Origin of the sequence: Streptomyces sp. NPDC051452, assembly GCF_044454765.1 — a bacterium.
In the GTDB taxonomy this organism is placed as follows: Bacteria; Actinomycetota; Actinomycetes; order Streptomycetales; family Streptomycetaceae; genus Streptomyces.
This window is the reverse complement of record NZ_JBITEB010000003.1, coordinates 398,524-417,126: the sequence shown is the minus strand read 5'-3', so window position 1 is coordinate 417,126 and position 18,603 is coordinate 398,524. Positions and strand designations below refer to the sequence as shown.

The 18,603-nt window shown below is 71.6% G+C and carries 15 protein-coding genes and 1 tRNA gene; 5 read left to right on the top strand and 11 right to left on the bottom strand.

Annotation, left to right across the window (positions count from 1 at the left end; translation table 11 throughout):
* Positions 1-29: 29 nt before the first annotated feature.
* From ACIBA9_RS11265 to ACIBA9_RS11255, 3 genes are all read right to left on the bottom strand, one after another.
* On the bottom strand, positions 30-1,841 hold the full coding sequence (locus ACIBA9_RS11265; RefSeq protein ID WP_399361815.1) for a tetratricopeptide repeat protein: 1,812 nt from the start codon (positions 1,839-1,841) through the stop codon (positions 30-32).
* Positions 1,842-2,047: 206 nt separating this feature from the next.
* A tRNA-Met gene (locus ACIBA9_RS11260) sits at positions 2,048-2,121 on the bottom strand.
* Between the two features lie 41 nt (positions 2,122-2,162).
* Entirely contained in the window at positions 2,163-5,084 is a 2,922-nt protein-coding gene (locus ACIBA9_RS11255; RefSeq protein WP_399362110.1) for a UPF0182 family protein, read from the bottom strand.
* A 164-nt stretch (positions 5,085-5,248) separates the two neighbouring features.
* On the opposite strand from ACIBA9_RS11255, the gene ACIBA9_RS11250 reads away from it, so the two are divergent.
* A complete protein-coding gene (locus ACIBA9_RS11250) occupies positions 5,249-5,791 on the top strand; it encodes a PPA1309 family protein (RefSeq protein WP_399361813.1) in 543 nt (180 codons plus the stop codon).
* Positions 5,792-5,973: 182 nt separating this feature from the next.
* Here the strand turns inward: ACIBA9_RS11250 and ACIBA9_RS11245 are convergent, their stop codons facing one another.
* From ACIBA9_RS11245 to ACIBA9_RS11230, 4 genes are all read right to left on the bottom strand, one after another.
* A complete protein-coding gene (locus tag ACIBA9_RS11245) occupies positions 5,974-7,071 on the bottom strand; it encodes a PDZ domain-containing protein (RefSeq protein ID WP_399361811.1) in 1,098 nt (365 codons plus the stop codon).
* A 50-nt stretch (positions 7,072-7,121) separates the two neighbouring features.
* Positions 7,122-7,295: a hypothetical protein gene (locus ACIBA9_RS11240; protein WP_362160334.1), complete on the bottom strand. Its 174-nt coding sequence runs from the start codon at positions 7,293-7,295 to the stop codon at positions 7,122-7,124.
* Positions 7,296-7,444: 149 nt separating this feature from the next.
* Positions 7,445-7,906, bottom strand: a complete 462-nt coding sequence (locus tag ACIBA9_RS11235) for a molybdenum cofactor biosynthesis protein MoaE (protein ID WP_399361809.1) — start codon at positions 7,904-7,906, stop codon at positions 7,445-7,447.
* A 432-nt stretch (positions 7,907-8,338) separates the two neighbouring features.
* Positions 8,339-9,451, bottom strand: a complete 1,113-nt coding sequence (locus ACIBA9_RS11230; RefSeq protein WP_399361807.1) for an SDR family oxidoreductase — start codon at positions 9,449-9,451, stop codon at positions 8,339-8,341.
* Positions 9,452-9,642: 191 nt separating this feature from the next.
* Here ACIBA9_RS11230 and ACIBA9_RS11225 point away from each other — a divergent pair, with 191 nt between their 5' ends.
* Positions 9,643-11,118 carry a zinc-dependent metalloprotease gene (locus ACIBA9_RS11225; protein ID WP_399361805.1) on the top strand — a complete coding sequence of 492 codons (1,476 nt, stop codon included), beginning with the start codon at positions 9,643-9,645 and terminating at the stop codon, positions 11,116-11,118.
* Entirely contained in the window at positions 11,115-11,630 is a 516-nt protein-coding gene (locus ACIBA9_RS11220) for an NUDIX hydrolase (protein WP_399361803.1), read from the top strand. Before ACIBA9_RS11225 ends, ACIBA9_RS11220 begins: the two co-directional genes overlap by 4 nt.
* A gap of 75 nt (positions 11,631-11,705) precedes the next feature.
* Here ACIBA9_RS11220 and ACIBA9_RS11215 read toward each other — a convergent pair whose 3' ends face one another.
* The 4 genes from ACIBA9_RS11215 to ACIBA9_RS11200 form a co-directional block, all read right to left on the bottom strand.
* Positions 11,706-12,461, bottom strand: coding sequence for an AIM24 family protein (locus ACIBA9_RS11215; protein WP_399361801.1), 756 nt, complete (start codon positions 12,459-12,461; stop codon positions 11,706-11,708).
* 17 nt (positions 12,462-12,478) lie between these two features.
* Positions 12,479-13,159 carry an AIM24 family protein gene (locus ACIBA9_RS11210; protein ID WP_362160318.1) on the bottom strand — a complete coding sequence of 227 codons (681 nt, stop codon included), beginning with the start codon at positions 13,157-13,159 and terminating at the stop codon, positions 12,479-12,481.
* A gap of 11 nt (positions 13,160-13,170) precedes the next feature.
* A complete protein-coding gene (locus tag ACIBA9_RS11205) occupies positions 13,171-14,868 on the bottom strand; it encodes a TerD family protein (RefSeq protein ID WP_399361799.1) in 1,698 nt (565 codons plus the stop codon).
* A 175-nt stretch (positions 14,869-15,043) separates the two neighbouring features.
* Positions 15,044-15,640 (bottom strand): M48 family metallopeptidase, encoded by a 597-nt coding sequence (locus ACIBA9_RS11200; protein WP_399361797.1) that lies wholly within the window; start codon positions 15,638-15,640, stop codon positions 15,044-15,046.
* Positions 15,641-15,984: 344 nt separating this feature from the next.
* Between ACIBA9_RS11200 and ACIBA9_RS11195 the strand changes: the two genes are divergently transcribed.
* Positions 15,985-17,199 carry a TOMM precursor leader peptide-binding protein gene (locus ACIBA9_RS11195; RefSeq protein ID WP_399361795.1) on the top strand — a complete coding sequence of 405 codons (1,215 nt, stop codon included), beginning with the start codon at positions 15,985-15,987 and terminating at the stop codon, positions 17,197-17,199.
* Entirely contained in the window at positions 17,192-18,559 is a 1,368-nt protein-coding gene (locus ACIBA9_RS11190) for an ABC1 kinase family protein (protein ID WP_399361793.1), read from the top strand. The genes ACIBA9_RS11195 and ACIBA9_RS11190 overlap by 8 nt, the downstream gene beginning before the upstream one ends.
* Positions 18,560-18,603 lie beyond the last annotated feature (44 nt).

The window sequence follows — 18,603 nt, the reverse complement described above, 5'->3', positions numbered from 1 at the left end:
CCGAGAAGCAAATCGCTTCGCCTCACGGCTCACGCCGACAGTTCCTCGCGGAGTGCGTCCCGCAGCTTGCCCGCCCGTTCGGCCACCTCCGCCGGACCGAGGGCGACCGCCCTGTGCGCCCACTTCTGGCCCTCCGCCAGCTCGCCGCGACGCGCGTAGACCAGGGCGAGCCGCAGCGCCGCCCGCCCGTGCCCGGCATCGGCGGCCCTGGTCCACCACACGGCGGCCTCCGGCTCGCTTCCCTCACGCGCCAGCAGCAGCCCGAGGTTGAAGGCGCCGTTGCGGGATCCGGCCTCCGCGGCCGCCCGGTACCAGCGGGCGGCCTCCACCACATCGCCCCGGGCTGCGGCCAGCATGCCCACCCGCACCTGCGCGCGCCGGTGTCCCTGGGAAGCGGCCCGCTCGTACCACTCCTCGCACTCGGTCTTCTCGTGGACGACCTCGCCCAGCTCGTGCGCGGGCTCCGGCGGCCGCCGGGCGTCGAGCAGGGTGGCCAGCCGGTATGCGGCCTCCGGGCTGCCGCCGCCCGCCGCGCAGCGCAGGTGCCGCTCGGCCTCCCGCTCGTCGCCCTCGCGCAGCCGGGCGATACCCACCTGCAGGGCCGCCTCGGTGTGCCCGGCGGCCGCCGCCCGCTCGTACCACCGCAGCGCCATGTCCTCGGCGCCGCGGCCGGCGTACAGGATGCCCAGGTTGAACGCGGCGTCCACGCTGCCGGCCTCGGCGGCCTTGGAGAACCAGGGCTCGGCCCCGGTCGTGTCGCCGCCCTGGAGCAGCAGGATCGCCAGCGCGTTGGCCGCCTCCCGGTGCCCGGCGTACGCGGCCCGCCGGTACCACTGCTCGGCCTGTGCGGTACGCCCCTGCTCGGCACAGAGCAGCCCGAGGTTGTAGGCGCCGTTGTCGTCGCCGGCGTCCAGCGCGGCCCGGTACCAGCGCTCGGCGGTCTGCGTCTCCCCGCGCTCGGCATGCAGCGCGCCGAGCGCGTTGGCCGCGTTGCCGTCACCGTCCTGGGCGGCGCGCAGCCACCACACGGCCGCGCTGTCGGAATCCCCCGCGTCCCGCAGCAGGAAGCCGAGGGCGCACGCGGCGCGCGCCTCGCCGTCCTTGGCGGAGGTCAGGTACCAGCGTCCGGCCTCCTTCAGGTCCCCGCGCTTCTCCAGGATCGCCCCGAGGTGCAGCGCGGCCCTGCGATGGCCGCGGGCAGCCGCCTGCCGGTACCACTGTTCGGCCTCTTCGACAGCGTTGTCGGTACCGGGCTCGTCCTCGTGTCCGGTCCTGCGGTCGACCGCGCGCGCCAGCCGGTAGGCGGCCTCCCGGTGCCCCCGCTCGGCCGCGGCCCGCATCCAGTGCCCGGCGGTGACGTCCCCCCGGTGCTCCAGCAGGTCGGCGAGCGCGTAGGCGCCGAGGGCGTGGCCCTGCTCGGCGGACTGGCGCAGCCAGTACTCAGCGGCCGGCTCGTCCCCGCGCTCGCGGTGGTGGCGGCCCAGCGCGTGCGCGGCGGCGGCGGACCCCGCGACGGCGGCGATCCGCCACCAGCCGGCGGCCTCGTCGGCATAGCCGCGCTGGTGCAGCAGGACGCCGAGGTTGTTCGCGGCGGCCCGGTCGCCGCTCGCCGTGGCGGCACGCAGATGGGGCTCGGCTCCGTCGAGGTCACCACGGCGCAGCAGCATGGATCCGAGGACGCTCATGGCCTCGGTGTCACCGCTCTCGGCGGCGAGCCGCAGACGCAGCTCCTCGGCGGCTTCCCCCATGTCATCCCGTTCGTCGCGGGACGCCTCCTCGCCGGAAGACCGCACAAATCGCCCTGTCCCGTACAGAGTTGCCTTGTCCCCCATAACGTCCATCGTCGCACCACCTGCAACCTGGGTATACCCGGTATACCGCAGCCCATGAGGTCACTTGAGCGTTTTGTCGACATGCCCACAGAGAGACAAGTCAAACACAGTTCCCCCCAACTCCCCACGGCGGCGCGGCGATCCCTCCCCTCCGGACATGAGTTCGCACACCACGAAGGCCCGGATCCTTGTAGGATCCGGGCCTTCGATCGCAGTAGCGGGGACAGGATTTGAACCTGCGACCTCTGGGTTATGAGCCCAGCGAGCTACCGAGCTGCTCCACCCCGCGCCGTTGCCTCATAACCGTACCACGGCGCGGGGGCGGCTTGATCAACTCCTGTTCTTGTCGCCGTTCCCGGCGGCACCATGGTCGGCGTTCTTGCCGTTGCCGGCCTGGGTCTGCGCGTCCTCGGCCCGCTTGAGCGCGTTCCGCAGGTCCTGCTGCGCCTTGGCGTACGCGCCCCAGTCCGGCCCGTCCGGCCCCTTCAGCGCCTCCTGCCCGGCGTCGAAGGCCTTCTGGGCGTCGTCCAGGGCCTGCCGGACCGTCGGGTTGCCGGACTGCGGCGGCTTGGTGGTCCCGGTGTCCGGCGGTGTGGCGGTCGAGCCCTTCGCGCCGAAGACCTTGTCGAGCGCCTCGTCGAGCGTGTTCTCGAACGCGGTCTTGCCCTCGTAGGTGACCAATACCTTGCGCAGCAACGGGTACTTGAGTCCGCCGCCGCGTACGTAGACCGGCTCCGCGTAGAGCAGTCCCCCGTCCAGTGGCACGGTCAGCAGGTTGCCGTACTCGACTTCCGAGTCACCGCCCTTGAGGAGTTTGATCGCCGCGGCGATGTCCTGTTCGGAGTTGAACTGGCTCTGTACCTGTCTGGGACCGTCGACGGTCGTGCTGGTCGGCAGTTTCAGGATCCTGATCTTGCCGTAGTCGCCGCTGCCGGCCACGGCGTCCACCGACATGAACGCGCTGAGGTTGTAGCGGCCGTTGGGCGTGAACGTCGTCGACAGCGAGAAGGCCTGCTTGGCCTGGTCGGGCATCTTCATGCTCAGGTAGTACGGCGGCACCGCGTCGCCCGACTTGTTCGTCGGGTCGTCCGGCACCTGCCACACCTCGCTGCCGGTGAGGAACGTCTGCGCGTCCGTCACGTGGTAGCGGGTGAGCAGCTCGCGCTGGACCTTGAACAGGTCCTGCGGGTACCGGAGATGGCCCATCAGGTCCGGGGAGATGTCGCCGCGCGGCTTCACCGTGCCCGGGAAGGCCTTCATCCAGGTCTTCAGCACCGGGTCCTTGGTGTCCCACTGGTACAGCTTGACGTCACCGGTGTACGCGTCGACGGTCGCCTTCACCGAGTTGCGGATGTAGTTGACCTGATTCTGCTGGGCCACCACCGCGCGCGAGTTGTTCGTCGCGGTCAGCGAGTCGGCCGTCGTGTCGCCGAGGGTCGTACGGGAGGCGTACGGGTAGCCGTTGGTGGTCGTGTACGCGTCGACGATCCACTGGATGCGGTGGTTCACGATCGCCGGGTAGGCGTCGCCGTCGATGGTCAGCCAGGGGGCGACGGCCTCGACCCGCTCCTTGGGGGTGCGGTTGTACAGGATCCGCGAGTTCTTGCCGATCGCGCCCGAGTAGAGGATCTGCGGCTCGTTGAACGCCACCGCGTACGCGGCCCGGTTGACCGGGTTGTCGAGGTTGACCCCGCTCCTGCCGCCGTAGCTGGTGGTCTTCTCACCGTTGTCGTCGGAGTAGTCGATCTCCTTCTGGGGACCGCCGACGATGGAGTAGGTGGTGGTCTTCTCGCCGTAGTAGATCCGCTGCTGGTACGTGCCGAGGTCGCCGCGCGAGGGCAGGTCGTACTCGGTGAACACCGGCTCGCCGTTGCCGCTCGCCTCGGTGCCCTTGGCGGCGACGACGCCGTAGCCGTGGGTGTAGCGGAAGTGGTCGTTGATCCAGTTGTTCTTCGGGATGCCGTCCAGGTTCAGCTCGCGCAGCCCGAGGACGGTGTCCTGGTCCTTGCCGTCCTTGGTCGGGTAACGGTCCACGTCGAGGTTGGTCGGGAACCCGTAGTAGTTCTTCATCTGCTGAAGCTGCTGGAACGTCGGCGAGACGATGTTCGGGTCCATGATGCGCAGGCTGGCGGCGTCGTTCACGTCGTCGCGGAGCCTGGTCTTGTCCGTGGTGGTGGACTTGCCCGGATACTCGGTGACCTTGGTGTCGTCGATGCCGTACGCCTCGCGGGTCGCCGTGAGGTTCTTCTGGACGTACGGGGCTTCCTTGGCCTGCTCGTTCGGCTGGACCTGGAACTTCTGCACGATCGCCGGGTAGAGGCCGCCGATCAGGATCGCCGAGAGGACCATCAGGCCGAAGCCGATGACCGGCAGCTGCCAGGTGCGCCGCCACAGCGTGGCGAAGAACAGCAGGGCGCAGATGACCGCGATGCAGAACAGGATCGTCTTGGCCGGCAGATAGGCGTTGGCGTCGACGTAACGCAGGCCCGTCCAGTTGTCGGTCGCCTTGAAGTCGCTGGACTTCACGGCCAGGCCGTACCGGTCGAGCCAATAGGCGACCGCCTTCAGCGCCACGAAGATGCCGAGGAGCACCGACAGATGCCCGGTCGCGGCGGCGGTGGCGCGCGCGCCGGGGCTGGTGACCCGCAGCCCGCCGTACAGGTAGTGGGTGAGCGCGGCGGCGATCAGGCCGAGGATGGCCGCGGCGAAGCCGAAGCCCAGCAGGAAGCGGTACCAGGGCAGGTCGAAGGCGTAGAAGGCCACGTCGAGGTGGAACTGCGGGTCCTTCTGGTGGAAGGGCACGCCGTTGACCCACATCAGCCAGGTCCGCCACTGGCCGGCCGCCGACGCGCCGGCGATGAGGCCGACGAGGGCGGTGACGGCGAGCAGCAGCCACTTCTTGTACGGCGCGATGCCCATCCGGTAGCGGTCCAGGCTCTGCTGCTCCATGGACATGGCGCTCAGCGGCGGCCGCAGCCGGTGGGCGAGCCAGATGTTGACGCCGACCGCCACCGCCATCAGCAGACCGAAGACCAGGAACAGCCCGATCTTCGTCCACAGGGTGGTGGTGAAGACGGACGAGTAGTGCACCGAGCGGTACCACAGCCAGTCCGTCCAGAAGCCCGCGAACATGGTGAACGCCATGCCGAGGACGGCCAGCACGCCCAGTGTCATGAGCAGGGCCCGGACACGCCGGGACGGACGGCCCGCCCTCATCCGCGGCCCCGTCGGGCCTCCGCCGCGGTCCGGCATCTGGAAAGCCAAGGTGCGCCCCTCGAAGTTCGCTGTCGATCCGTCAGGCCCTCGTGTTCGCGGGCCCTCCGTGGCCCCCCGTGATCGCGGGCCCACACCTATGCAACTTACTCACGGTTTACTCGGTTCCCGATATCGGCCGGGAACGAGGCAGGATTGTGACCATGTCCAACACTCCCATGGCAGCGAACCCCCTCACCCGGGCCGTACTCGAGATCGACGAGTACGCCTCCGGCCTCGGCTGGGACCAGCCCGCTCGCCTCTTCGCCCTCGTCGACACCGCACGGCTGCGGGTCCAGGAACCCGCGCTCGCGGCCCAGCTGGGCCTCCAGGACGCGCCGGAGACCACCGGTCTCACCCCGATCGAGCAGGACGAGATCCCGGCCGGCAAACCACTGGACGAGTTCCTCGGCACCATCGCCTGGCCCGACGCGGTGGCCGGCTGCGCGCTCACGGTGGAGCGCCTGATGCTGCCGCCGTCGGCCGAGGCACAGGTCCCGCAGGGTCTGAGCGAGGCGAAGCTGGCCAAGTGGGTGGCCGAGCACCCCGAGCGCCAGGAGGTCCGTATGACGGTCGCGGTGCTGCGCGACGGCACCCGCGAGTCGGCGCTGCGGCTGCGCGAGAAGGACTCCGCGACGGAGGTCCTGACCGGCCCGGCCCTGGTACCGGGCCTCGCGGAGGCCCTGGTCGCGACGTTCGCGGACTGAGTCCCGGCGGGTACGGCGATGGGGGCGCCCCGGCTCAGCGGGGCGCCCCCAGCCGTGTCACCGGCCGCTCTCGGCCGCTTCTCCGGCAGCTTCTCCGACCGCTTCTCCGGTCGCTTCTCCGGTCGCTTTTCGGGCAGCTTCTCCGGCCGCCGAGGCTGCGCGCGGGCGCGTGGGTGGTGTTCTCAGCCCTTGGTGGTGCACTTGGGCAGTGCCGCGGTGTTCCCGCCGCGGATGTCCTTCAGAGCGCCGAGCGCGTCCTTGATCGTCTTGACCTTGACCAGGGTGAGCCCGCTCGGAGTGTCCTTGGCCGCCGCCGCGCAGTTCTCGGCCGGCGTCAGGAAGTACTGGGCGCCCTTGTCGCGCGCGCCGACGGTCTTCATCTCGATGCCGCCGATCGGACCGACGGTGCCGTTGTCGTCGATGGTCCCGGTACCCGCGACGAACTTGCCGCCGGTGAGGTCGCCCGGGGTGAGCTTGTCGTAGATGCCGAGGGCGAACATCAGACCGGCGCTGGGGCCGCCGACATCGGCGAGCTTGATGTCGATGGTGAACGGGAAGGTGTGGTCGGTCCCCGCGGAGATCCCGACGATGGCCCGCTTGGCGCCGCTGTCGTCCGAGGTCGCGGTCCTGATCCGGACGTCCCGGGTCTTGGTCGCCGCCTTGTTCGCCTTCTCGGCGGCGGCCTGCTCCTTGGCGGGGACCACGGTGAAGACGACGTCCTGACCGGGCTTGCGCCGGGTGACCAGCTTGGCCACGTCGGTGGGTTGCTTTACCGCCGTACCGTCCACGGCCTTGATCACGTCACCGGCGTGCAGTCGGCCCTCGGCCGGGGAGTTCTTGACGACGGTGGAGACGATCACCCAGGACTTGACCGGGACGCCCAGCTCCCTCAGGGCGGAGACCTTGGCGCTCTCCTGGGACTGGCTGAACTCCTCGGCATTCTCCTGGGTGGACTGCTGCTCGGTCTTGCCGTCCGGGTACAGCGTGTCGTGCGGCACGATCTTGCTGTCGTGCGCCAGCCAGCCGTAGACGGCCTCGACCAGGTTCATCCGGAAGTCCGCGCTGGTCACACGCACGGTGGTCATGTTCAGGTGACCGTCGGCCGGGTAGGTCTTGTGGCCGGAGATCTGCAGCACCGGCTCGCCGTCGTGCTCCGCCAGGGTGTTCACGGTCGGGCCCGGGGACATCTCCGAGTACGGCACGGGGATGAGCACTCCCGCGCACAGGAGCGCGATCAGCATCAGGGTGGAGGCGAGCATCGTCGCGGTGCGGCGTGGCATGGCACGACAGTACGGGACGGCTCTGTCAGCGCACTGTCAGGGCACCCGCGTCACGCACCGCGCGCGCCGGAGTCGGTCTTCTCCATGGCCGCGCGGAAACGGGCGTACCCGTCCAGCTCCGGGCCGTCACTGCGGACCTTGCGGGTCCGGTTGGCCCATGTGCCCCACAGTCCGGCCGCTATCGCCGCCACCAGCGGAATCAGCAACCAGGCAAGCGCCGCCATGCCGACCTCCCAACCCCATGAGCGTCCGCGAACTGACTGATCAGCAGATTAACCATTCGCCATGACAACGCTCACGCCAGGGTGCCGGTTACGCAACCCGAACGGACTGTTCCCCGGACGTGACCCGCACGCCGGGCCGACGGCCGGGCTCAGCAGGCGCCGACCCACTCCTCGGTGCCGTCGGAGAAGGTCTGGTGCTTCCAGATGGGCACCTCGTGCTTGAGGTCGTCGATCAGCCTGCGGCAGGCCTCGAAGGCTTCCGCCCGGTGCGGGCAGGCGACGGCGACGACCACGGCGATCTCCCCGACCCGCAGATCCCCCACCCGGTGGACGGCGGCCAGCGCGCGCACCGGATAGTCCGCGACGACCTTCTCGGCGACCCGCCGTATCTCCTCCTCCGCGCTGGGGTGGCAGGAGTAGCCGAGCGCGTCCACGCCGGCGCCCCCGTCGTGGTTCCGCACGGTCCCCACGAACAGCGCGATCCCTCCCGCCGCCGCCTCCCCGACGGCCCGGAACACCTCGTCCACCGACAGCGGGGTCTCCCGGATCCCGATCAGCTTGAGGGGATCCTGAGCCGCGTGCTCACCCGGGTGCTCGTTCGCCTGTGCCATGACCCCCATGGTGCCGCACGCCTGCGACAACCCGGAATACGACTTTCACCAGGCACGCGCGCGGGGGCGTTTGGAGCCTCCTACAGGAGGGGAGCACGAGCGGGACCCCGGCCCGCGCGCGTCGGTGCGAGGCGGGCAGCGGCGAAACCCCGACTCACACGCCCGACGCGGCAAGCGCGGGCCAAACCCCGCCCCACACGCGTCGGCGAAGAACTGCGAGCGCGAATCCCGGCCGACAGGTCCCGGCAAGGAACTGCGCGCGCGTTCCGGCCGACAGGGGCCCCGGCAAAGAACTGGGGGCGTGCGATCCGGCCGACAGACCCCGGCGCGGGAGTGCGCGGCGACTCCGGCTCACACGCGCCGACGCGCGACAGGGCGCGGGCGCACGACAGGGCGCGGGCGCACGACAGGGCGCGGGCGCGGAGCCACGATTCACACGCGCCGGCGCGCCTTGCGGGCCCGGCGGACCACGGCGGCGGCGCCCAGCAGGGCCACCGTGGCCCCCGCCGCCCCCGCGGCGGTCGCGTCCTTGCGGCCCAGCCGCCGTCCGGCGACGGTGTGCCGTCCGGCGACCTCCTCCAGCAGCTCGGCGAGCACTTCCTCGTTGGTCCACCGCGGCCGCCACCCCGCCTCGTGCAGCCGGCTGCCGCTGACCACCCAGGGGTACATCGTGTAGGCCAGGTCACCCGCCGGGGACGGGGTGAGCCCGATCCGGTGCAGCCGGGCCGCCGCGCCGAGCGCGACCGCGGAGGGCAGTTCCATCCGCCGGATCCCGCTCAGCTCCTCGACCTCCTCCTGCTCCAGCCATCCGTCGCAGCCGACGGCCAGCTCCCCGTCGACCTTCTCCTGCACGGCGTACTCCAGCGCCCCGCAGAGATCGTCGACGTGGCAGAACTGCCAGGCGGGCCGCGACCCGGCCACCACCAGCAGCCGGGGCGACTCGAAGTACCGCGTCAGCGCGGTGTCCGTGCCCCCGACCAGGACGGCCGGCCGTACGACGGTGACGTTCAGGCCGGGATGGGCCCGCGGAGCCCGCCGCGCCAGCCGCTCGATCTCCAGCAGGTCCCCCACGCCCGTGGCCTCGGCCGTCGCGCGCAGCTCGGCGTCCTCCGAGAGGGGCAGCTCGTTGTCCGGCAGCGCGCCGTAGACCATCGTCGAGGTGCACAGCACCACCCGGTGCACACCGGCCGCCGCCGCGGCCGTCAGCACGGTCTGGGTCCCCCGGACGTTGTAAGCGGTGCGGGCCGCCGGATCGGTCTCCAGATCGAGGTCGAGGGCGAGGTGGACGACCACGTCCGCGCCGCGCAGCTTCTCCGCGATCGCCGGGTCGCGGACGTCGAGGATGTGCCACTCGGCGTCCGCGCACTCCCCGCGCCGCTCGTCGATGGCGACGACCTGTTTGATCTCCTTGGAGGCGGCGAGCCGCTCGGTGAGCAGGGCGCCGACCCCGGTGGCGGCGCCGGTGACCGCGACGACGGGCCCGCGCACGGCGGGAGGGGTTGAGAGGTTTCGCGCTGCGCGAACCTGAGGATCTGGGGAACTCACCGGGCGTCTCCAGCGGTTGTCTTCAGTACGAGCGCGTGTGACGCGCGCGTACCAGGTGCATCCATCCTGCCGCAGGCCTTCCGTGGGCGAAGCACCGAGGCCCGATCGGGTCCGGGTGTCTACGCTGGGTGGTGACGTCGGGCAGCCGCGCCGCCGGAGAGAACCGGTGGCCTTACCAGCCGAGGAATCCCGTGAGTGACACCCCATTCGGATTCGGCCTTCCGCCGGAGGAGCCGGACGACGGCGACGAGGGCAAGAAGAAGGACCAGGAGAGCGGCGGTGGGCAGGGACCGGCCAACCCGTTCGGTTTCGGCGGACTCCCCGGAGCCGGGGGCTTTGGCGGCCCCGGCGCCGACAATCCGCTCGCAGCCATGTTCGGTTCCCTGAACCCCACCGACCTGGGCGCCGCGTTCCAGCAGCTGGGCCAGATGCTCTCCTACGAGGGCGGCCCGGTGAACTGGGACATGGCCAAGCAGATCGCCCGCCAGACGGTCGCCCAGGGCGCCCCGGACGGCACGAAGGACGCCAGCGTGGGGCCGGCCGAGCGCAGGTCGGTCGAGGAGTCCGTCCGCCTGGCCGACCTGTGGCTGGACGACGCGACATCCCTGCCCTCGGGTTCCTCCTCCGCGGTGGCCTGGTCCCGCGCGGAGTGGGTCGAGGCGACGCTGCCCGCCTGGCAGGAGCTGGTCGACCCGGTCGCCGAGCGGGTCGGCGCGGCCATGGGCGACGTCCTGCCGGAGGAGATGCAGGCCATGGCGGGCCCGCTGATCGGCATGATGCGTTCGATGGGCGGTGCCATGTTCGGCACGCAGATCGGGCAGGCCGTCGGCGTGCTCGCGGGCGAGGTCGTCGGCTCCTCGGACGTCGGCCTGCCGCTCGGCCCGGCCGGCAGGGCCGCGCTGCTCCCGGCCAACGTCGAGGCCTTCGGCAAGGACCTCGGTGTCCCGCAGGAGGAGGTGCGGCTGTACCTGGCGCTGCGCGAGGCCGCGCACCAGCGCCTGTTCGCACATGTGCCGTGGCTGCGCTCGCACCTGTTCGGCGCGGTCGAGGGCTACGCGCGCGGCATCAAGGTCGACACCGCCAAGCTGGAGGACGTGGTCGGCCAGTTCGACCCGCAGAACCCCGAGCAGTTGCAGGACGCCCTTCAGCAGGGCATGTTCCAGCCGGAGGACACGCCCGAGCAGAAGGCCGCGCTGGCCCGTCTGGAGACCGCTCTGGCCCTGGTCGAGGGCTGGGTGGACGCGGTGGTGCACGCGGCCGCGAAGCCGCGTCTGTCGTCGGCCGACGCCCTGCGCGAGACCCTGCGCCGCCGCCGGGCGACCGGTGGACCGGCGGAGCAGACCTTCGCCACGCTGATCGGCCTGGAGCTGCGCCCGCGCCGGCTGCGCGACGCCTCCCGTCTGTGGGCCTCGCTCACGGACGCGCGCGGGGTCGACGGCCGGGACGCCCTGTGGCACCACCCGGACATGCTGCCCACCGCCGGCGATCTGGACGACCCGGACGGCTTCGTCCACCGCGAGCAGATGGACTTCTCCGAGCTGGACAGGATGCTCGGTGAGGCGGCGGACGGCGCGGCGTCCGGCGGCGTCTCCGGCACCGCTTCCGAGGGCCGACCCGACCTGCGCAAGAAGGACGACGGCGACGCGGAGGGCGACGACACCGAGTGAGCCTGCACGACGACGCGGTCCTCGTCCTGAAGGAGTACGAGGGCCAGGAAGACCTGCGCCAGGTCTATCTGGGTCATCTGGAGACGCACCCGGACGGCATGTGGAAGGCCTGCCGGGACGGCCACATCACGGCGAGCGCCCTGGTGATCGACCCGGAGCGCGGCCGGGTGCTGCTGACCCTGCACAAGAAGTTGCGGATGTGGCTGCAGATGGGCGGCCACTGCGAGCCGGCCGACGGCACCCTGGAGGAGGCGGCCCAGCGCGAGGCGACCGAGGAGTCGGGCATCGCGGGGCTGACCCTGCTGCCCGGCGGCCCGGTGCGCCTGGACCGCCACCACACGCCGTGCGCCTGGCACCTCGACGTCCAGTACGCGGCGCTCGCCCCGGCCGGTGCCGTCGAGGCGATCAGCGACGAATCCCTGGACCTGCGCTGGTTCGCCTACGACGAGGTGGCCGACGTGGCGGACGACTCGGTCGTACGGCTGGTACAGGCGACCCGGGACCGGCTCTGAAACGGTGAGGGGCGACCGCACACGCGGCCGCCCCTCACACCTCTGCCTCTGCCTCTGCCTCTGTTTACGGGCAGGTCAGCTCCAGACGTTCCCCTGGTTCTGTCCGCGCGCGCCCTGCTGTCCCATGCCGAACTGGGCGGCCACACCCTGCCCGATGTGCGCGTTCTGCGGCGGCAACAGCTCGCTGGGCTGGACGAGCGCGAACCCGGAGCCCAGGAAGCTCAGCTCCCACCCCTCGCCGGTGTTGCCGCGCCTGCGCCACACTCCGGAGGAATGGGTCTGCGCCTGCATCTGCACCCGCAGCCCGGTGGACCAGGCGACGATCGCGTCCGCGTCGCAGTTGACGTACTTGTCGGGCGTGACCTGCATCAGCAGCGGCGCGCCCGAGGTCATCAGGGCCACCTTGCCGCGCCCGGTGATGTTCAGCTGGTACTTCCCGGAGCCGGAGATGCCGTAGAGGCTGTCGACGGCGATGACCTCGTGGTGCAGCGAGGAGTCCATGGCGAGCACGTAGCCGCTGTCGACGGTCAGCCCGTCCTGCTCGACGTCCATGACGTGCACGTGCTGGGCGAGGTTGGCGAGGTAGACCGTGCCCTGCCCGTGGCAGCGCATCAGGTCCAGGCCCTCGCCGGTGTACGCGCGCGCGCGTGCCTGGTTGTTGCTGCGGTACTCGGCGTCGAACTCGACCAGGCCCTGATAGGCGACCATGGTGCCCTTGCGGGCGAGGAGGTCCTCGTGGCCGTCCAGGGTGACGCGGAGCATCTGCTTGTTCTGCAGGCTCCAGCGCTCCTGGGACTGCAGGTCGTTGTGCGCGAAAAGCGAACTCTGCATGGTGTTCTGGTTCCCCCTCAGCCCCGGAACCGGAGGCGGTCGGTGCTGTCCTCACTGGGCTGGACGACGACGATGCCCTGGCCGGAGAAGGCCATCTGGTAGGCCTCGCCGCTGCCCCGGCCGATCAGCGACTGCGCCTTGAAGCTGCGCTTGCCCTTCACCTTCAGGTTCGGGGACCAGGCGACGAGCGCGTCCGGGTCGACGTACGTCTCGTCCTCGCCGCCGCCGCAGTCCACGACGATCGGCTTGCCCCGGGAGGTGAGCGCGACCCAGCCCTGTCCGGAGATCTTCGTGTTCCACAGGCCCTGCCCGGCGAACTTCGCGAGCCCCTTGACCCGCTCCACGCCCCAGGTGAGGTGGGCGTCGAAGGCGAGCAGGTTGGTGGCGTTCACCGAGATGCCGTCGCCGTCGAGATTGATCACGACGACGTCGGCGCCGTAGTCGGCGAGGTAGAGCAGACCGTCGCCGGAGCACTTCATCAGGGGCGCGCCCTCGCCGGTGATCCAGTCACGGGCGATCTGGCGGACGGCCGGCGGATTGGGCTCGTACTGGATGAAGCCCTCGTAGGCGACCATCGACCCCACGCGTGCGAGGAGGTCGCTTCCGGTCTGCAGGGCGACCTTCAGCATGTGGTTGCCGTGGTTCTCCATGCGGGCGGTGACGGGTGCGGGGGCATGGCCCGCGAGCGGCTGGTTCATGACGGGCTCCCTCAGACCTCGTACGGCTGGACGACGATGAAGTTGCCGGGTGCGCCCCGGAACTGCAGGTTGACGCTCTCCCCGGTGTCGCCCGGGTAGGCGTTGCGGCGCATGCGGACCTGGCTGGAGACGATCACCTGGGAGGCCGCCGACCAGGCGACGACCGCGTTGCAGTCGGCGAACGTCGTCGGGGTCACGGGCAGGACGACGGGCGTGCCGTGCGTCTTGACCACGATCGTGCCGGTGCCCTGGAACTGCATGGTGAACAGCGCGCCGCCGGGGATGCCGTGGCCCTCGATGCGGCGGACCTCGTACTGGAGGCTCTCGTCGAAGGCGAGGACGTTCTCGGCGGAGACGCAGATCGCGTCGCCCTGCAGCTCCACGGGATGCAGATGGGTGGAGTTCTCGGCGAGGAACACCTGGCCCTGGCCGGTGCAGCGCATCAGCTGCATCTCCTGGCCGGTGGCGTTGCCGACGAGTCGCCCGGCGAACCCGGCGCCCTTGTAGCCGAAGTCGACCTTGCCCTGGTAGAGCACCATGCTGCCCTGCCGGGCCAGCACGGGCTGGCCGCCGATGCCGAGGTCGACGCGGACCAGCTTGCTGTTCTGCTGCGTCCAGCGCTGCCCGGTCGGCGTCTCCTTGAACGCCTGGAGCGCCGCGGTCACTCCGGCACCGCCCCGCGGCGCCCCCTGGGGCACTCCGTAGGGCGCGGCCTGCTGGCCGGGCACCTGGCCGTAGCCCGGGGGCATGGGCGCGGTGGGCGGGCCGCCGTGGCCGGGCGGCTGGTGACCGTAGCCCGGGGGCATCGGCGCGCTCGGCTGACCGCCGTACGACTGCTGCGGCGGCTGGCCGTAGGGCGACGGCGCCGGGGGTGGCGGCGGGAGGGTGCCGCCGACGGGCGGCGTCAGGGGGGCGATGACGGTCGGCGCGCCGTGCATGTTCGCTACGGGCGCGGGCGGCGGAGGCGGGGTGGTGCCGGGCGGCGGCGTATAGCCCTGCGGGGTGGGCGCCGGCGTATAGCCCTGCGGGGTGGGCGGCGGCGCCGGGACGGGCTGCGGTGCGGGAGCCGGGAGGGGGGCGGCCGGCGCGCCGAACGCGGGCGGGGCGCCGGTCTGGGCGGGCGGGGCGAAGCCGGGCGCGGCACCCGACTGGGGCTGCTGCGGGGCGTCGGACGCCTCCTCCTCCAGCACCTCGCCGCCGAAGTTCTTCAGCAGCGCTTCCAGGCCGCCGTCGAAGCCCTGTCCGACGGCGGCGAACCGCCAGCCGTCCTTGAAGTAGAAGTCACCGAGCATCACCGCCCGCTCGGTGGAGAACTCGGACCCGCTGAAGGAGTACCGCGCGACCTCCTCGCCACCGGCCACGACCCGCAGATAGCCGGGAGCGACCTGCGACATCTGCCCGGGGCCGTCGATGGTCGCCGTGAAGGACAGCCTGCGGATCCGCGAGGGGATCCGGTCGAGCGTGACCCGGAAGGACTCCGTGTCGCCCGACTGGGCACCCAGCAGCTGGATGGACTCCTCGGGGGACTTCGGCTGGTTGAAGAAGACGAAGTACCGGTCGTCCGAGAGGCGCTCGTCCGCGTCCAGACCGAAGCAGCTGATGTCGAAGGTCAGCCCGGGGCCGGAGATCTGCACGCCTACGTACAGATCCGTGCCCGCCGTGAGGTCACTGATCCTGGCCTTGTGGCCGCGTTGGAATTCCCTGGCCATGCGTTACGACCGTCCCCCATCCCGAATGCGAGTGCGTCGCGCCAGGCTAACGGCAACGGCCGACATCGACCCCGGCCGGGCCTGGTCGGTACACACCCGGTACACAACCGCGCCCGACCGCTCACCCGGACGCGCCGGTCGCGGCCCGGGGCGCGGGGCACGCCGGCCGGAGCGCTCAGTCCTCGCCGGTGTCGGGCAGGTGCGGCAGCCGTTCCGCGGCGACCACCCCTTCGAGGTAGCCGCGGGCCCGCTCGGTGCGCGGATAGGCCTCCAGCAAGCGCCAGAAGTCGGGCCCGTGACCGGGGACCAGCAGATGCGCCAGTTCGTGGCAGAGCACGTAGTCGACGACGTACTCCGGCATGCCCTGCAACCGGTGCGAGAGGCGGATGCTGCGCTCGGCCGGCGTGCACGAGCCCCAGCGGGTGTTCTGGTTGGTGACCCAGCGCACGGAGGCGGCCCGGGCCCGGCCGTCGAAGTACTGGGCCGACAGCCGCTCGGCGCGTTCGGCCAGCTGGGCGTCGCCCAGCCGCCGCTTGCTCTCCTGGGCGGCGAGTTTGTCGAGCATGACGGTCACCCAGCGCTGTTCCTCCGCCTTGGACATCCTGGCAGGGATCAGCACGACGGTGCGATCGCCCTCGCGGTACGCGGAGACGGTCCGGCGACGCCGGGCACTCCTGCGGACCTCGATCGCGCTCGCCCTTGAGCCGACGGGCGGCTGGCTCGTCGTGCTGCGCTGTGGTTTTCCGGCGCGGTGCAGTGGGTCGGCGGGCACGCCCCGACGTTACCCGCTGGGCCGGGGCAAGTCCCGGCTCCGAGTCCGTTCGATGCGGATCCCCCACCATGCGTTTGATTTGTACGATCGATCCGATCACCCTCTTTACACCCATTCACCCCGGATCCACGCGGCCCCCTTAGACCTCTTCCGACCCCTTCTGGCCGCTTCCGGCCTCTTCCGGCCTCACGCCGGTTGGTTCATATGATGAAAATCCCCTGCCTGTGGACAACCTTCGACGGCCGGCGCACGGGCCGTGCATGCTGTCCGGTGTGGGCGGAGCGTGACCGGTTCCGCCGACCGAAGGATGTTCCGCGACGTTTGGACGGATACGGGGGACAGTCATGCATCCGATGGTGAAACCGGCGCTGCGGCGCGGCTGGCGTGATCTCAACACCGTGCAGTTCGGTATGACGCCGGCGCACGCGCTGACGCTCGGCCCGATGGACACGGCGACGGGCAGCTTCCTGGAACTCCTCGACGGCACGCGCGGACTGCCGTTGCTGCGCGAGGAGGGCCGTCGCATGGACCTGCCGGACGGGCACGTCGACGCGCTGGTGGAAGGACTGGCCCGGGCGGGCCTCGTGGACGACGCGCGCGGCGGCGGGCCGGCCGCGGACACCCTGCGCGAGAAGGAGGACGTCCTGCGGCGGATGCGCCCCGACCTCGCGGCGCTGACCCTGACCACCGCGGCTCCGGGTGACGCACTCGCCCGGCTCGCCGCCCGCCGATCACTGAGAGTGCAGGTGCGCGGCGCCGGGCGGGTCGGCGCCGTGCTGGCGTCGGTGCTGTCGGGCGCCGGGGTCGGCGAGGTGGACGTACGGGACGTGGGCCGGGTGGAGCCCTGGGACGTGGCGCCCGGCGGGCTTGCCGCCGAGTCGCTCGGGGAGCGCCGGGACGCGGCGGCGCGAGCCGCCGTCCGCCGCGCGGCACCGGACCGCGCGCCGCGCCGCCCGCACACCCCCGGCTCCGGCGCCGAGGACCCCGGACTGTCCCTGGTGGTCCTCACCCCCCGGGACGACGTGGCCGTGCACGCGCCCGATCCGCTCGGCGCCGAGCCGCTCATGGCCTCCGGAACCCCTCATCTGTACGCCGGGGTCGTGGAGGGCACTGGCGTCGTCGGCCCGCTGGTCCTACCCGGCGAGTCGGGCTGCGCGAGCTGTCTGCACCAGGAGCGCACGGACCGGGACCCGGTCTGGCCCCGGTTGATCTCCCAGTGGCGGTCCGGCCGGGCCCGCCGGGTCGGGGCCTGCGATCTGGCACTGGCCACGGCGGTGGCCGGACTGGCCGCGGCGCACGCCCTGGCCTTCCTCGACGGCGGGTCGCCGTCGGCCGTCGGCGTCCGGTGGGAAGTGGCCGCACCCGCTCTGAACTGGCATTCCCGACCTGTGCGGCCACATCCGGCATGCGGATGCGGCGCGGTGGAGAGAGCTAAAGGGAGGCACTCCTCAACCGGCGGGCGGTCACGCGCGACAATGGCGGTGCAACGGCCGCCGACCGGGCGACGACGCGAGACAGGCGCGGCGCGGCCGACTGGGACTTGGAGGGCGCATGTCTGATCTTCCCCGCAAGGCGGTCACCCGTACCGCCAAGCTCGCCGCGCTCCCGCTCGGCTTCGCCGGCCGAGCGACCTGGGGGCTGGGCAAGCGCATCGTGGGCGAGTCCGCGGAGATCGTCGGCCGCGAGCTGCAGCAGCGCACGGCCGAGCAGCTCTTCAAGGTCCTCGGGGAGCTCAAGGGCGGCGCGATGAAGTTCGGGCAGGCCCTGTCCGTCTTCGAGTCCGCGCTGCCCGAGGAGATCGCCGGCCCCTACCGCGCCGCCCTGACCAAGCTCCAGGAGGCGGCACCCCCGATGCCGACCCGTACGGTGCACGGGGTGCTGGAGCAGCGGCTCGGACCGGACTGGCGCGATCTGTTCGAGGAGTTCGAGGACAAGCCGGCGGCGGCGGCCTCGATCGGCCAGGTGCACCGGGCGGTGTGGCAGGACGGCCGCGAGGTGGCCGTCAAGGTGCAGTACCCGGGCGCCGGCGAGGCCCTGCTGTCCGACCTCGGTCAGCTGAGCCGCTTCGCGAAGCTGCTGGGCCCGCTGATCCCGGGCATGGACATCAAGCCGCTGATCGCGGAACTGAGGGACCGCGTCTCCGAGGAGCTGGACTACGGGCTGGAGGCCCAGGCCCAGAGCGCGCACGCGGCGGAGTTCGAAGACGACCCGGACGTGGTGGTCCCGGCGGTGGTGCACCAGTGCGAGCAGGTCCTGGTGACCGAGTGGATCGACGGCATCCCCTTGTCGGAGATCATCGCCGATGGCACCCAGGAGCAGCGCGACCGGGCCGGCCAGTTGCTCGCCCGCTTCCTGTTCTCGGGGCCGGCCCGCACCGGTCTGCTGCACGCCGACCCCCATCCGGGCAATTTCCGGCTGCTGCCCGGCGGTCCGGCGGGCGAGGACGACTGGCGTCTGGGTGTGCTCGACTTCGGTACGGTCGACCGGCTCCCGGGCGGCCTGCCCCGGACGATCGGGGTCTCGCTGCGGCTGACCCTGGACGGGGACGCCGAGAAGGTCTACGAACTGCTCTGCGCGGAGGGTTTCGTCAAGGAGTCCATAGAGCTGGACCCGGACGCGGTTCTGGACTACCTGCTGCCGATCATCGAGCCGGCCCGGGTCGAGGCGTTCACCTTCACCCGCTCCTGGATGCGCGGCCAGGCCGCCCGCGTGGGTGACCCCCGCTCGCCCGCCTACCAGCTGGGCAAGCGGCTCAATCTGCCGCCGGCCTATCTGCTCATCCATCGGGTGACCCTCAGCACAATCGGTGTGCTGTGCCAGCTGGGTGCCACGGTCGGACTGCGACGGGAACTCGAGGAGTGGCTGCCGGGCTTCGCGGTCGAGAACGACCCGCCCGAGGAGGAGTCGGCGGGCGCGTGAGCGGTGGGCGCGCTGGGTGCGGTCGGTTGAGGTGAGGCGCGGGC